The 14958-nt window shown below is 68.5% G+C and carries 11 protein-coding genes and 1 riboswitch; of the genes, 6 read left to right on the top strand and 5 right to left on the bottom strand.

What is annotated here, in order from left to right; genetic code table 11:
- Window positions 1-30 precede the first annotated feature (30 nt).
- The 5 genes from QQJ79_RS00815 to kduD all read left to right on the top strand — a co-directional run bounded on the left by QQJ79_RS00815 (window position 31) and on the right by kduD (window position 6047).
- Entirely contained in the window at window positions 31-1074 is a 1044-nt protein-coding gene (locus tag QQJ79_RS00815; RefSeq protein ID WP_284220103.1) for a LacI family DNA-binding transcriptional regulator, read from the top strand.
- 102 nt (window positions 1075-1176) lie between these two features.
- Entirely contained in the window at window positions 1177-2682 is a 1506-nt protein-coding gene (locus tag QQJ79_RS00810) for an ATPase domain-containing protein (protein ID WP_284220101.1), read from the top strand.
- Window positions 2683-2686: 4 nt separating this feature from the next.
- Window positions 2687-4378 carry a response regulator gene (locus tag QQJ79_RS00805; RefSeq protein ID WP_284220099.1) on the top strand — a complete coding sequence of 564 codons (1692 nt, stop codon included), beginning with the start codon at window positions 2687-2689 and terminating at the stop codon, window positions 4376-4378.
- 83 nt (window positions 4379-4461) lie between these two features.
- Window positions 4462-5295, top strand: coding sequence for a 5-dehydro-4-deoxy-D-glucuronate isomerase (gene kduI, locus QQJ79_RS00800; protein ID WP_284220097.1), 834 nt, complete (start codon window positions 4462-4464; stop codon window positions 5293-5295).
- Entirely contained in the window at window positions 5292-6047 is a 756-nt protein-coding gene (kduD, locus tag QQJ79_RS00795; protein WP_284220095.1) for a 2-dehydro-3-deoxy-D-gluconate 5-dehydrogenase KduD, read from the top strand. Before kduI ends, kduD begins: the two co-directional genes overlap by 4 nt.
- Here the strand turns inward: kduD and QQJ79_RS00790 are convergent, their stop codons facing one another.
- On the bottom strand, window positions 6048-7349 hold the full coding sequence (locus QQJ79_RS00790; protein WP_284220090.1) for a pectate lyase: 1302 nt from the start codon (window positions 7347-7349) through the stop codon (window positions 6048-6050).
- Between the two features lie 219 nt (window positions 7350-7568).
- Between QQJ79_RS00790 and QQJ79_RS00785 the strand changes: the two genes are divergently transcribed.
- Window positions 7569-10562 (top strand): TonB-dependent receptor, encoded by a 2994-nt coding sequence (locus QQJ79_RS00785; RefSeq protein ID WP_284220088.1) that lies wholly within the window; start codon window positions 7569-7571, stop codon window positions 10560-10562.
- A gap of 11 nt (window positions 10563-10573) precedes the next feature.
- Here QQJ79_RS00785 and QQJ79_RS00780 read toward each other — a convergent pair whose 3' ends face one another.
- The 4 genes from QQJ79_RS00780 to QQJ79_RS00765 all read right to left on the bottom strand — a co-directional run.
- Window positions 10574-11863: a homoserine dehydrogenase gene (locus QQJ79_RS00780; RefSeq protein ID WP_284220086.1), complete on the bottom strand. Its 1290-nt coding sequence runs from the start codon at window positions 11861-11863 to the stop codon at window positions 10574-10576.
- An 11-nt stretch (window positions 11864-11874) separates the two neighbouring features.
- Window positions 11875-13059: a cystathionine gamma-synthase gene (metB, locus tag QQJ79_RS00775; RefSeq protein WP_284220085.1), complete on the bottom strand. Its 1185-nt coding sequence runs from the start codon at window positions 13057-13059 to the stop codon at window positions 11875-11877.
- Window positions 13056-14042 carry a homoserine O-succinyltransferase MetX gene (gene metX / locus QQJ79_RS00770; RefSeq protein WP_284220083.1) on the bottom strand — a complete coding sequence of 329 codons (987 nt, stop codon included), beginning with the start codon at window positions 14040-14042 and terminating at the stop codon, window positions 13056-13058. The genes metB and metX overlap by 4 nt, the downstream gene beginning before the upstream one ends.
- Window positions 14043-14145: 103 nt before the next feature.
- Window positions 14146-14267: riboswitch (SAM riboswitch) on the bottom strand.
- 66 nt (window positions 14268-14333) lie between these two features.
- On the bottom strand, window positions 14334-14958 hold a 625-nt coding region (locus QQJ79_RS00765), incomplete at its 5' end, for a TolC family protein (protein ID WP_284220080.1).

Raw genomic sequence — 14958 nt, 5'->3', positions numbered from 1 at the left:
GGACAGCGTTCGACCAGAGAGACCTCCTCAGTGAACAAATCCGGACGGACCGGCGGCAAGCCCGCCACGATCAACGACATCGCCCGGCTGGCCGGGGTGTCGAAGAAGACCGTCTCGCGGGTCATCAACAACTCGCCCTTCGTCAAGGAAGAGACGCGCAAGCGGGTCGAGGCGGTCATTGCCGAAAACGGCTTCACCCCGGATCCGCAGGCGCGGGGGCTGGCCTTCCGGCGGTCGTTCCTGGTCGGGATGATCTATGACAATCCCAGCCCGAACTATGTCGTCAACATGCAGCAGGGCGTGCTGGATGCGGTGCGCGGCTCGGGCCTGGAACTGGTCGTCCATCCCTGCAACCGGGGCACGGACACATTCCTGAACGAGGTGCGGGCCTTCATCGTGCGGCAGAAGCTGTTCGGCGTGGTCATGCCGCCGTCGGTGTCCGAGGATGACAGGGTGGTGGCCATCCTGAAGGAGGCGGACTGTCCCTATGTCCGGATCGCCTCGGTCTCGCTGGACGAGCCGGCCTGTATGGTGGTGACCCACGACAGCCGGGGGGCGGCCCAGGCGGCGCGGCATCTGGCCGAGCTGGGGCATCGCCGCGTGGCCTTCATCTCGGGCCCGGACAGCTTCCGGTCTTCGCACGAGCGGGGGAGGGGGTTCAGCGAGGGGCTGGCCGAGCACGGGCTGGTCCTCGATGACCGCTATGTGCGCCAGGGCGCCTACACCTTCGAATCCGGGGTCGAGGCAGCTGCGAGCCTGCTGGCCATGACGGAACCGCCGACCGCGATCTTCGCCGGCAACGACGAGATGGCCATCGGCGTCATGAAGGCGGCGCGCGACGCCGGTCTGGACGTGCCGCGCGACCTGTCGATCGTCGGCTTCGACGACCTGCCGATGGCGTCGCGCGTCTGGCCCAACCTGACCACCGTCCGCCTGCCGATCCGCGACATGGGCCGGATGGCGGCCGAGAAGCTGACGGCCGGATTGCGCGGCCTCGATCCCGCCACCCTGGTCCAGCCGGAGGTCGACCCCTCGCTGGTGGTGAGGGATTCCACGGCGGCGCCCGGGCGCTGATCCCGGCCCGCGGCGGCGCCGAAGCGCTGCTTTCAGGGAGCCAATTCCGGCAAAGCTCGTTGTTCCTCGGCTCACCTCCCCGAGCGACTGCTGAGAAGGCCCATGCCCGCCACGTCCACTTCCGCCTCGCTCCGTGTCTCCACGGGCGTTCCTGAGCTGGACACGATCCTCGGGGGAGGATTGACGGCCAATCGCTCCTATCTGCTGGAAGGCACGCCCGGCAGCGGCAAGACGACGATCGCCCTGCAGTTCCTGCTGGAGGGTGCGCGCGCCGGCGAGCCCGGACTCTACATCACCCTCTCGGAGACGGCCGCGGAGTTGCGCGAAGTCGGTCGCAGCCATGGCTGGGCGCTGGACGGGATCGAGCTGTTCGAACTGGTCAGCGAGGACGGTCTGGACCCGGACAGCGAGCAGTCGATCCTCGACCCGTCGGAGGTGGAACTGGGCGAGACCATCGCGGGCGTGATGGAGTGCGTGGACCGGCTCAGGCCCTCGCGCGTGGTGTTCGACAGCCTGTCGGAGATGCGCCTGCTGGCCCAGGACTCGCTGCGCTACCGGCGGCAGATCCTCGCGCTGAAACAGTATTTCTCGACCCGCCAGTGCACCGTCCTGCTTCTGGACGACCGCAGCTCCGACCCCGGCGACCTGCAACTGCACAGTATCGCGCACGGCGTGATCACGCTGGAACAGGCGGCCCAGGAATATGGCTCCGAGCGGCGGCGGCTGCGCGTGGTGAAGATGCGCGGCGTGAAGTATCGCGGCGGCTTCCACGATTTCGCGATCGAGACGGGCGGGGTCGCGGTGTTTCCGCGGCTCGTGGCGGCCGACCACCATGCGGAGTTTACGGACGCCCTCGTTTCCACGGGGATTGATCATCTGGACGAGATGCTGGGCGGCGGCCTTTCGCCCGGAACCAACACGCTTCTGAACGGGCCGTCTGGCGTGGGCAAGACCACGACGGCGGTCTGCTGCGGGCTTGAAGCGATCAAACGCGGAGAGAAGGCCGCCTACTATCTGTTCGACGAGGGCATGGCGACGATGCTCGCCCGATCGAAGGCCATGGGAATGGACCTTCAGCCCCATGTCGACAGCGGCATGCTGCAGGTGTTCCAGATCGACCCGGCCGAACTGTCTCCCGGCGAGTTCGCAAGCTGGATCCGGCGGGCCGTCGAGCAGGACGGCGTCGGCTTCATCGCCATCGACAGCCTCAACGCCTTCCTGCAGGCCATGCCCGGCGAGAAATACCTGCTTCTGCAGATGCATGAGATGCTCAGCTATCTGAACCAGCAGGGCGTGATCACGGTGCTGATTCTCGGTCAGCACGGCATCGTCGGCGATGTCCGCTCCGAGATCGACCTCAGCTATCTGTCCGACACCATCGTGCTGTTCCGGTATTTCGAGTCGCGCGGCAATGTGCTGAAGGCGATCTCGGTCGCCAAGAGCCGGACCACCGAGCACCAGTCCAGCATCCGGGAATTCCGCCTCGCGCGGGGCGGCATCCGGATCGGCGATCCGCTGAAGGATTTCGAGGGCGTCCTGACGGGCCTGCCGAACTATCGGGGCTCGACGCCCCTGATGGCCGCGGATCCCGCCGCCGGCGGGGAGTGAGCGAGTGGAATCGCGCATCCTGCTGCTGGCCGTCAAGGGCCGGGACGCGGCGGTCATCGAACAGCTTCTCGCGCGGGCGGGCCACGAGAGCCTGATCTGCGGCGACTGCGTCGAACTGGCGCGCGAAGGACGGCGCGGAGCGGCCATCGCGGTGGTGACCGAAGAGTCCCTGCTGGAATCCGACACGACCGCGCTGGACGACTGGCTGGGCGAGCAGCCTTCATGGTCCGACTTCCCCTTCATTCTGCTGGCCACCAAACGGGCCGGGCGGCGACCGCAGGATGCGCTGAGAATCCTCGAGCAGCTCGGCAATGTCGTCGTGCTGGAGCGGCCGGTGCACAGCGAAACCCTGGCCAGCGCCGTCAACTCGGCCATGCGCGGACGCAGCCGTCAGTATGAGGCCCGCCGTCGCCTTGAGGACCTTCAGGCGGCGGAAGAGCGGCTGACCAACCTCAACGGCTCGCTTGAGACGCGGATTGCCGAACGCACCGAGGAACTGTCCTCGGCCAACAACCAGTTGATGCAGGAAATTGCCGAGCGCGAGCGAGCCCAGGCCGCGCTGGCGCAGTCGCAGAAGATGGAGGCGGTGGGGCAGCTGACGGGCGGCATCGCGCACGACTTCAACAATCTCCTCACCGTGATCTTCGGCAATCTGGAGCTGATCCAGCGTCGCACCGACGATGAGAAGACCGCCCGACTGGCGGATTTCGCGCGTCAGGCCGCGGACCGGGCGGCCAAGCTGACCCACCAGCTGCTGGCGTTTTCGCGGACGCAGAATCTGAACCTGAAGGCGGTCGATCTGAACAGTCTCGTGACAGGCATGCATGATCTGCTGGGCCGCACGATCGGTCCGATGGTGCGGATCGAGATGGTCCTGGACGCGGCGAGCCCCTGGGCCCTGGCGGACGCCAACCAGCTGGAACTCGCGATCCTGAATCTGTCGATCAATGCGCGGGACGCCATGGCGGACGGCGGGGTCCTGACAATCGCCACCAGCGGCCGGACCGCGGAAGGCGGGGATCTGGCGCCGGGCGACTATGCGGTGATCAGTGTCCGCGACTCCGGAACAGGCATTCCACCCCATCTGCTGTCCAAGGTGTTCGACCCCTTTTTCACCACCAAGCCGATCGGCAAGGGCACCGGCCTCGGCCTGAGCCAGGTCTATGGCATCGCCCAGCAATCGGGCGGCACGGTGCGGCTGGCGAGCGTCGAAGGGCAGGGCTCGACGCTGGAAATCTGGTTGCCCGCAGCCGAAGCGACCGTCCCGGCTCCGGAGGAAGTGTCCAGGATGGCGGTCGACGCGGATGGGCCGAACCAGCGGATTCTGGTGGTCGATGACGACGAGGCCGTGCGGCGCTTCATCGTCGATTGCCTGCAATCGCTCGGCTACAATGTCGATGAAGCGGCCGAGGGTGAATCGGCCCTGCGCATGCTGCGCAAGGAACGGCCGGATCTTATGATCGTGGACTACGCCATGCCCGGGATGACCGGGGTCGACGTCGTCATTCAGGCCCGGACGACCGTGCCCGGTCTGCCGATCATTCTCGCGACCGGTTATGCGGACATGGAGGCCGTCGACCGGGTGATGCCGCTGGAGGACCTGTTGCGCAAACCCTTCCGGCTGTCGGAACTGGCGACGGCCGTCCGGAAGGCGCTGGATCGGGAGACCCGCCTGGAGCAGGCTGCCCACGGCTGATCCGGCTGACCGCGCGCGACTTGCGGCCAGACATGACACCGGTTACCTAGACGGCGCGCTATGACCCCGCCAAGGTGATCCCCATGTACTGCAAGACCTATCACGCCACCCATCCGGACATGATGGACGGGGTCACCAACGATCAGCTGCGCGAGCGCTATCTGATCGACGGCCTGTTCGAGGGGGGGCGCATCCGTCTGAACTACACCCACTACGAACGCTTCGTGATCGGCGGCGTGGAGCCGGAGGGGATGACGGTGAGACTGCCCGACCAGACCGAGCCGGCCTCGGCCGCGGGGCATCCTTTCCTCGAGCGGCGCGAACTGGGCGTGGTCAATGTCGGCGGCGTGACCGGCACGGTCACGGTGGACGGCAAGGCCTATACGCTGGAGGCCAACGACGGCCTCTACGTCGCCATGGGTTCGAAGGAAGTGACCTTCTCCGGCGCCACCCGCTTCTACCTCGCCTCGACGCCGGCTCACGTGCGCTACGAGACGAAGCACATCTCGCTCAGCCAGGCGGTGCCGCTGGAGCGGGGCGCGCTGGAGACGTCGAACGAGCGCACCATCTATCAGTACATCGTTCCGGCCACCTGCCAGTCGTGCCAGCTGCTGCTGGGACTGACGATCCTCAAGACCGGATCGGTGTGGAACACCATGCCGCCGCACCTGCACGACCGGCGGTCGGAGGTCTATTTCTACTTTGGTCTCGGCGAGAACGACCGCGTCTTCCACTTCATGGGCGAGCCGGACGCCCAGCGGCATATCGTGGTCGCCGACGGCGAGGCGGTGGTGTCGCCGCCGTGGTCGATCCATATGGGCTCGGGCACCTCGAACTACACCTTCATCTGGGCCATGGGCGGCGAGAACCTGGACTATACGGACATGACCGTCCTCGACATCTGCCAGCTGAAATGAGCGGCTTCGACCTCACCGGGCGGACCGCCATGGTCACCGGCGCCAACACCGGACTCGGCCAGGCCATCGCCGTCGGACTGGCGCAGGCCGGGGCGGACATCGTCGCCGTCGGCCGGTCGGCGCCGACCGGGACCGCGGCCATGGTGGCGGAGGCGGGTCGGGCCCTGCACGCCATCCCCGCGGACCTGTCCACGATCGCCCCCATCGCCGATGTGGTGGCCCAGGCCGTCGCGGCCGTCGGGGCCATCGACATCCTCGTCAACAACGCCGGCATCATCCGTCGCAACGACAGCCTCGACTTCACCGAAGAGGACTGGGACGCGGTGATCGACACCAATCTGAAGACCGCCTTCTTCCTCAGCCAAGCCGTGGCCCGGACGTGGGCGGGCGCGGGACGGGGCGGCAAGATCATCAACATCTGTTCGATGCTGAGCTTCCAGGGCGGGATCCGGGTGCCGTCGTATACGGCGTCCAAGAGCGGACTGGCGGGCCTGACGCGACTGCTGGCCTGCGAATGGGCGTCGAAGGGCATCAACGTCAACGCCATAGCGCCGGGCTATTTCTCGACCAACAACACCGAGGCCCTGCGCGCCGACGAGACCCGCAACCGCGACATCCTCGCCCGCATCCCGGCGGGGCGTTGGGGCGATCCGTCGGACATCAGCGGCGCGGCGGTGTTCCTGGCGTCGGACGCCGCCGCCTATGTCCACGGCACGGTGCTGGCGGTCGACGGCGGCTGGCTGGCGCGCTGATCAGAGGCTGTTCAGCCAGGCCTCGAGATGGGTGAAACCGTCGCCGTCGCGGTCGGCTGTTCCGTCGGCGGGATCCGCCGGATCGAGGCCGTGGGCCGTCTCCCAGTCGTCGGGCATGCCGTCGCCGTCGCTGTCGATCCACGGTGAACCCGCCTCCAGTTCCGGCCAGCCGCCGACCTGGGACTGGCTGTCGATGATGCGCGAAGTGCGGGCGCGAACGCCCTCGATAATCCGGGCGTCCACGGCGTCGCGGACCCGGCCGGCGCCGACCCGGTCCAGAACGCGGGCCTCGGCCTCCATCGCCGTTTCAGTTGCAGCATCCGCCCAGTCCGGCCGGGCCGCCAACCGGTAGTCCGGGCGGTCCGAATCCTTCACCAGACTCCAGGGGTCGGCCGGGAGGAGGCCGTCCATGGCATTGCCCTCGAACCAGGCGCGGGCCCGTGGGTTCGATTCCTCGAAGGCCCAGCGTCCGACCGAGTCCGGCCCGGGGATGTAGGCGTTGCCGATGAAGGCGTAGGCCGACAGGCTGTCCGTGTCGGCGTTATAGCCGGCGTGTTCGCCGCTCCAGTCGTAGAAGACATTGGAGCGGAACTCGAACCGGGGCCCTTCGGGATCGACCGATGGCGGATTGTAGTTACCCGGCCGGGGCATCCGCGCCCGGTGCGCGGCCCACAGATTGTGGTGGAAGGTCATGCGCGCGCCATGCCCGCCGCGCACCAGCGAGCCGTAGCCGTGATCGCCCTTGGCGTGGCCCGAGGCGTTCAGCGATTCCGCGATCAGGGACCACTGCACGGTGACGTCATAGATGCCGCGCCCGGGCGGACTGTAGCGGCTGCCGACCGACAGGGTCTCGTCGACCGACCAGGAGGCGGAGATGTGATCGAGGATGATCCGGCGGCCGCGTTCGACCGAGACGGCGTCGGCCTCCACCCCGCTCTCGTCGCCGAGACGCGAGCGGATATGGCGGATGACCACATCGTCTGCAGCCACGACCAGCGGGTGGTCTCGCAGGGTGATTCCGCCGCCAGGCGCGGTCTGGCCGGCGATCGTGATGCGGCCGCGTCGGACGGTCAGGGGCGAGGCCAGGCGGATCACGCCGCCGATGTCGAAGATCACCGTACGCGGGCCGTCAGCCTCGACCGCCGCCCGCAGGCTGCCCGGCCCCGCATCGCCCAGATGGGTGACGCGCAGCACCCGCCCGCCGCGTCCGCCGAGAGCGAAGCGGCCCGCGCCCTCGGCGCCGGGAAAGGCGATAACCCCGTCCAGGGTCTGTGCGGAGGCGGGGTGTGCTCCCGACGACACGCAAATCGCGGTTACCGCAACGCTGGTGACAAGGAGGCGCCGAAGCGGGGTTGCGAAAACATGGATCATCGGGTTAGGCTCGTGATTGCTACCGGTGTCAGAACCCATTCCACGCGAAGATGACACCGGTGTCAAACGATTGGGCCAAAGACGCCGGGTCGCAAAAACACATAGACCGGGGCCACCTCGGCGTTCTGTATGCCCATTGGGAGGGAGCATATGTTGCAAGCCATTCAGCCGGGGATGACCCGCACTCTTCGTCGTAGCCTGTTCGCCGGAGCGTCCGGCCTGGCCGTCGCCCTGTCGCTCGGCCTGGGCGCCGGAGCCGCCGCGGCCCAGACCGCGCCGCCGCAGCAAGACCCGTCCGAGATCGACGAAATCATCGTCACCGGCTTCCGCGCCAGTCTGACGGCCGGCCTCGACGCCAAGCGGCGCGACGCCAACGTCATCGACGTCATCGTCGCCGAGGATATCGCCGACTTCCCCGACCTGAACCTGGCCGAGTCGATCCAGCGCGTCCCGGGCGTCGCGATCGACCGTGACGCCGGCGAGGGCCGTTCGATCACAGTCCGCGGCCTCGGCTCCGACTTCACCCGCACCCGCATCAACGGCATGGAAGCCCAGGCCACCGCCGGCGGCACCGACTCGTCAGGCGGCGCCAACCGCGGTCGCGGCTTCGACTTCAACGTCTTCGCCTCGGAGCTGTTCAGCCGCATCACCGTGCGCAAGACCGCCGCCGCCGAGACTGAAGAGGGCTCGCTGGGCGCCACGGTCGACCTGCAGGCGACCCGGCCGTTCGACTACGACGGCTTCACAATGGCCGCCTCGTTCCAGGGCGGCTACAACGACCTGTCTGAATCCTGGAGCCCGCGGACGGCTTTCCTGATCAGCGACACCTTCGGGGAAAACGATCAGTTCGGCGCGCTGGTCTCGGTGGCCTACAGCGAGCGTGACTCGCTCGAGGAAGGCTTCAGCTCGGTGCGCTGGGCCCCCGCCGCCGCGCCGGGCGCCACCAACAGCGGCGGCTTCTGCTCGCCGGTCGGCGTCGCGCCCCAGAACCCCGGCAACAGCGGATCGACCGGCTCGTCGGCGGCCAACTGCGCCACCGGCGTGGCCCGTCCGGCGAATACCGCCGCCAACATCGCCGCCTACAACACGGCCAACCAGGCCAATGTCTTCATCCCGCGCCTGCCGCGCTATGGCCGCCTGAGCCATACCCAGGAACGTCTGGGCGTCACCGGCGCCTTCCAGTGGCGGCCCGCGGACAGCACCACCTTCTCGCTGGACGTTCTCTATTCCAAACTGGACGCGACCCGTCAGGAAGACTTCCTCGAGTCCCTGTCGTTCAGCCGCAACGCGGCGGCCGGCGGGCAGACCCAGATCCACGTCCGCGAGGCCGTGGTCGAGAACGGCATGCTGGTCTACGGCCTGTTCGACAACGTCGACGTCCGGTCGGAAAGCCGCTTCGACGTCCTGTCGACCGAGTTCCTGCAGTGGAGCCTGACGGCCGAGCACGACTTCAGCGACCGTCTGCGCGGCAGCTGGTACTATGGCCGGGCCGAGTCGAATTTCGACAATCCGATCCAGACGACCGTTACGCTCGATCGCTCTAACATCGCCGGCTATTCGTGGGACTTCCGCGGCAACCCCGACGCCCCGGTGATCAACTACGGCTTTGACGTCACCAGCCCGGCCGGTTGGGAATGGCGGCCGTCGACCTCCGGCGTACCGCGGTCGGAAATCCGCCTGCGGCCGAACGGCGTGGACACGCTGTTCGAGTCCATGCAGGCGGACATCGAATACGACGCCCAGGACTGGCTGACGATCAAGGCCGGCATCAACTGGAAGAGCTACGAGTCCAGCTCTTTCGACATGCGCCGCACGGACGAAACGGTGGTCCCGGTGTTGCCCGCTGGCACGACCGTGGCGAACATCTCGAACCTGCTGACCGGATTCGGGGTCAATCTGGTTCCGGCCGGGACTTCCACCAGCTGGTTGCGCCCCGACCTCGACGCCATCGCCTCGCTGTTCAACATCTACTGCAACTGCGACACCGGCGTACCCGGCGGCGACTTCCGTCTGACGAGCATCACCAACGGCAACGCCCGCGGCGGCAACCGCACGATCCAGGAAGAAGACGCCGCCGCCTACATCCAGGCCGACTTCAACACCCTGCTGTGGGACATGCCTTTCCGCGGCAACGTCGGCGTCCGTCAGGTCCAGACCGTGCTCAACGCGGAGGGCTACAGCTCGACGGGCGGCGGCACGCTCGTGACCGGTGAAAACGAGTACATGGACACCCTGCCGTCCATGAACCTGTCGCTGGAGCCGATCGAGGACCTGATCGTTCGCTTCGGCGTCGCCAAGGTCATGGCCCGGCCCCAGATCGGCAACACCCTGGCCGGCACCAACTATCTGGTGCCCACGACCTCGCTGGCGGCGACCGGTCCGAACTTCACCGCCACGATCGGCAATGTGAAGCTCGAGCCCTTCCGGGCGACCACCTACGACCTCAGCGTCGAATGGTATTTCGCGCCGGAAAGCCTGCTGTCCTTTGCCTATTTCTACAAGGACATCGACACCTACATCCAGATCCTGCGCCAGGACCTGCCCTATGCCAGCCTGACGACCCTGAACCCGTCCGCCTTCGCGCCCGGGTTCTGCACGGGCGCCTGTTCGGCCAGTACGATCTTCCAGCTGACCGCCGCGGTGAACACCGAGGGCGGGCCGCTGAAGGGCTTCGAAATCAGCTACCAGCAGCCGTTCCGCTTCCTGCCGGGGCCGCTGTCGAACCTCGGCGTCCAGCTGAACTACACCCACGTCGAGTCCGAGATCGACTACTGCGCCAACGCCCTGTGCACGGTGTTCCAGACCGAAGACCTGATCAACCTGTCCCCGGCCTCCTGGAACGCCACCCTGTACTATGAGGACGACGCCTTCTCGGCCCGCGTCTCGGCCGCCTCGCGTGACGGCTACATCCAGAACGTCCCAGGCCGGAACGGCAATGCGATCGAAGGCAAGATGGAGACGCTCAATATCGACGCCTCCGCCGCCTGGCAGATCAGCGAACAGGTCGAGCTGACCTTCGAAGCCCTGAACCTGACCGATGAGGAGAACCACCAGTTCGTCGGCGACGGCCTCGATCGCGAAAGCACCTCTGTCTATCACCACACCGGCCGGCAGTATTTCGTCGGCGCCCGCTACCGCTTCTGATCGTCTCCTGATCAAGGCGACTCCAGCGCCGCCGGTTCCCGGGAACCGGCGGCGTTTTCTTTGGCGTTCGCGCGCAGTTCGGCGAGGTCGGTCAGATCGGCCCAGACGCTTTCGGCGGTCGGCGCCCGCCCGGCGCCTCGACCGCGCGCGGTGAAGACCCGGCCGTCTCCCGTCGTGACCCGCAGGGCGTTCCATTCGTCCGCCAGATCGACGAACAGCGGGTCGCCATCGACGGCGCGAAGGGCGACAGAGACCTCGCCGGTGCGGACGTCCAGCCGGGCCAGTTGACGCACCCGACCGGCGGGAAGGACGGAGTCACTGGCCAGTGTCTGGCGCGTGACGCCATCGGCCGCCAGCCGCCCCCGCAGCGCCTCATGGCCGAGGATGGCCAGTTTGGCGGCGGCGTCCAGACCGGTCAGGTCGGCTGAGGGGTCCGCCTCGGCGAAGCCGGCGTCACGCGCCGCGATCAGCGCCTCCCCGAACGGCCGGCCTTCGGCGAGGCGGTTGAGGATGAAGTTGCAGGTGCCGTTGAGCACGGCCTCGATCCTCACCACCGTCCCGTAGGCTCTCGCTCTTCGGACGGTTTCGATCAGCGCCGCGCCGCCGCCGACGCTGGCGGAGTAGAGCAGGCGCGCCTCGCCCGCCGCGGCCAGCTCGATGAGGGCGGGGAGATCGGCGCCGACCGCCTGCTTGTTGGCGCTCACCACATCCACGCCGCGCGTCAGGGCCGCCCGGATCAGGGCCAGACCGGTGGAGGCGTCCGAGATCGCCTCGATGAGAATGTCCGGCTCACGCGCCAGCAGGGCCGCCGGGTCCGATACGGCCAGACCAGCGGGTATGGGGGTGTCGCGGGCCCTGGTCGGGTCGCGCACCAGAACGCCGACGACCTCGAACCGGGCATCGGCCAGCAGGCGCGGCAGGACTCCCCCGCCGACCACGCCACAGCCGGCCAGGGCCACGCGCAGCGCCCGCGCCGGCCTTGACCGCGTGCGCCCGGGAACCGCCTCGGGTCCGGCGACGATGGTCACTCCGGCGCCCAGCACGGCCTCCCCCTGGGCAGGCCGTGTCGTCTCCACGCCGATCGCGTCCAGAGCCCGCGCGAGGCTCCCGACGGCGTCGCGGCCGCCACAGGCGACGGCGACGACCCGGCGGCCTCTGCGCACCTCGCGGTAGACGGCGGAAGCCGCTTCGCCGGGATCGGCGCCGTCCAGCTGCAGCAAGGCGACGGGTTCGTCCGTGTACGGAACTGTGGGGGAGACGGCCGATGAAGGGCCGGGCAGGGGAAGTGGCAGGGCGGTCATGGCTGTGTCCCTCACGCGGCTTCGGCGGCGAGCGGGAGCGGCACGGAACGGAGCGCCGCCGACAGATCGGCCAGCAGATCGTCCGCATGCTCCAGTCCGATGGACAGGCGCAGAAGGCCGTCGGTGATTCCCGCCGTCCGCCGCGCCTCGGGCGTCATGGCGGCATGGGTCATGAGGGCCGGGTGGGCGATCAGGCTTTCGACCCCGCCGAGGGACTCGGCCAGGGTGAAGACCTCGAGCTCATCGACCAAGGCGCGCACGGCGGCGATGTCGTGCAGTTCGAAACTGAGCATGGCGCCGAAGCCCGCCTGCTGGCCCGCGGCGATCGCATGGCCCGGATGGGAGGCCAGACCGGGATAGTGGACCGCGCGGACCGCCGGCTGGGCGGCCAGCCATTCGGCCACCCGCTGCGCTGTCGCCTGCTGCCGTTCAATGCGGGCGAACAGGGTGCGCACCCCGCGCAGGGTCAGCCAGGCGTCGAACGGAGAACCCGTGACGCCGAGACAGTTGGCCCACCAGGTCAGCTGCTCAAGATCGGCCGGATCCTTCGCCACCACGCAGCCGCCGACCACGTCGGAATGGCCGTTGATGTATTTGGTGGTCGAATGGATCACGAGGTCCGCGCCGAGGGCGAGCGGCTGCTGCAGGGCCGGTGACAGGAAGGTGTTGTCCACCGCCGCCTTGCAGCCGACGGCATGGGCGCGGGCGCAGATGTCGGCCACGTCCACCACCCGCATCAGCGGGTTGGACGGCGTCTCGATCAGGATCAGTTTCGGCTTCAGGGCGAAGGCGGCGTCGAGGGCGTCGCTGTCATTCTGGTCTACGAACTGAACGTCGAAATGCCCACGCTTCGCCCGGGCGCACAGCAGGCGATGGGTGCCGCCGTACAGGTCGTGCGGGGCGATCAGCAGGTCGCCGGGCTCAAGGGAGAACAGGGCCAGGTCGACCGCCGCCATGCCGGTCGCCGTCACGACAGCGCCGCAGCCGCCTTCGAGTTTCGCCAGCGTTTCGCCCAGCACATCGCGGGTCGGATTGCCCGACCGGGTGTAGTCGTAGCGCCGCTTTCCATCGAGGCCGTCGAAGCTGTAGTTCGAGGACAGATAGAGCGGCGGCATCACCGCGCCGTGCGCCGGGTCGCTGTTCACGCCGTGACGCGCGGCGGTCGTACAGGGGTGGGCTTGAGCAGGGGCGGTCATGCGGCGATCTCGCTGGGCTGGAGGGCGGTGAGGGGATTGAGGACGTCGTGCAGGACGCGGCCGACCAGCTCGCGCTCCTTCAGGAAGGCGTCGTGGCCGAAGATGGAGGGCGCCTCGACCAGGCGGCGCAGGTTGGGGGCTCCGGCGGCCAGTTCGCGGTTGTCCGCGATCGGCACCAGGGTGTCGGAGCTGAAGCCGACGACGGTCAGAGGGCAGCGCACAAGGCGCGGATCGACGCTGTGCCGGTCCAGCGAGTCCGACAGGCTGATCCAGCGATCGGCGCTGGTCGCGCCGGCGTAGGCCGAACCCTTGGCGATCAGGTAGTCGCAGACGGGGAAGGGTTCGCCAGCCCCGGCGGGCGCGGTCTGGCTGAAGCGCAGGTCGAACTCATCGGCGGTGCGATAGGTGGTCATAGCCAGCTGGCGGGCGAGGGCCACGCCCTCCGCCTCGCGGCCGCAGTCGCGGGCGAAGGCCAGCAGCCGGCGTTGGACCCCGCGCACGGCGGTGGCCGCGGGATGGGCGCGGTGGGCCGCGGAGATGACGGCCAGCTCTCCAATCCGTTCCGGGAACAGCGCTGCGAAGGCCAGGCCGATGCAGCCGCCGTAGGAGGCGCCGACAAAGGCGTCGATGCGCTGTGCACCGAGGGCGTCGAGCAGCAGGGCCAGCAGGCGCGCCTGGTCGGCCGTGGTGATGGTGACGCCGGCCTCCCCGCCACCCGGCAGCAGGTCGAAGGCCAGGACGCGAAGGCGGTTCAGATCCACGGGCCCGCCGGCCTTGACCACCGACGGCCACCAGCGCGTCGCGAACCGGCCGCTGGAGATGCCGCCGGCGACGACGACCAGCGGCGCATGCTCGGGGCCGGACAGGCGGCCGACCACCTCCGTCGCGGTCAGACGCTGGCCGGACTCCAGCCGGAAGTCGTCGGGAATGGCCGCGTGGACGTCCCGCCCGGCGGTCTCTTCAGGAATTTCAATGGACGCCACGGCCCGCTCCGCTCTCGCTCAGCGAAACCGGTGGGGCGAACCAATTCGTGCGTGACAGACCCGTGAAGTCAGCCGGTCCCCGGACGTAGGGGGGCCGTCGCTTCACTCATCTCTCGCGGCTTCCGGGGAGGCCTCGCAGGAGTTGGCACCATCTCCGGGACTGGGAAGTCCCGGAAGGTTGCCCCGGCATCAAAGGGCCTATCCCTCCGCCGGTCTTGATGAGTGCCCTTACGGTGGCGAACACTTCCCGCGACGTCAATCCCTCTTGTTGCAGTGCGAAACCGGAGGCCGTCAGCCCGCGTTCCAGCCGCCCGCAAGCGCCTTGAAAAGGGCGATCTGGTAGGTGGTGACCAGCGCATCCGAGGCCGCCAGCTGGGCGTCCGCGCCGGCCAGGGTGCGCTCGGCGTCGAGCACCGACAGGAAGCTGTCGGCGCCGGCGTCAAAGCGCAGGCGTGACAGCCGGGCGGCGGTCGCGGCCTGGTCCCGCGCGGCCTGCAGCGCCGTCCGGCGGTCCAGTTCGTTGGCGTAGGCGGCGAGGGCCGTCTCGGTCTCCTGCAAGGCGAGCAGCACCGTCTGGTCGAAGGTCGCCAGAGCCGCCTCGGTCAGGGCATCGGCCCGTTCGACGCGGGCGCGGCTGACGCCCGGATTGGTGAAGGACCAGCTGATCAGCGGGCCGAGGCTGAAGCGGAAATTGTCGCCCTCGCCGAGGTCGGCGATGTCCAGGGCGGTGACGCCGGCCGAGCCGCCCAGGGTGATGGTCGGATAGAGGTTGGCGACCGCGACATTCACCCGCGCGGCGGCCGCCGCGAGCTGGCGTTCGGCCTGACGTACATCGGGGCGCCGGGCCAGCAGGGCGGCGCCGTCGCCGACGGGGATGGGCCGCGACAGCTGGGGCGGACGGACGCAGGCGCGGGCC

The organism is Brevundimonas denitrificans (genome assembly GCF_030160755.1).
Taxonomy (GTDB): domain Bacteria; phylum Pseudomonadota; class Alphaproteobacteria; order Caulobacterales; family Caulobacteraceae; genus Brevundimonas; species Brevundimonas denitrificans.
Note: the sequence above shows the minus strand (reverse complement) of the source record. Positions and strands in the feature narration are given on the sequence as shown.

What these genes read in the sequence shown, in the direction of transcription:
- QQJ79_RS00780 (WP_284220086.1), bottom strand. Translation starts at nt 11,863, where the DNA reads ATGACCGCCCTGCCACTTCCCCTGCCCGGCCCTTCATCGGCCGTCTCC.
- metB (WP_284220085.1), bottom strand. Translation starts at nt 13,059, where the DNA reads ATGACCGCCCCTGCTCAAGCCCACCCCTGTACGACCGCCGCGCGTCAC.
- kduI (WP_284220097.1), top strand. Translation starts at nt 4,462, where the DNA reads ATGTACTGCAAGACCTATCACGCCACCCATCCGGACATGATGGACGGG.
- QQJ79_RS00785 (WP_284220088.1), top strand. Translation starts at nt 7,569, where the DNA reads ATGTTGCAAGCCATTCAGCCGGGGATGACCCGCACTCTTCGTCGTAGC.
- kduD (WP_284220095.1), top strand. Translation starts at nt 5,292, where the DNA reads ATGAGCGGCTTCGACCTCACCGGGCGGACCGCCATGGTCACCGGCGCC.
- QQJ79_RS00810 (WP_284220101.1), top strand. Translation starts at nt 1,177, where the DNA reads ATGCCCGCCACGTCCACTTCCGCCTCGCTCCGTGTCTCCACGGGCGTT.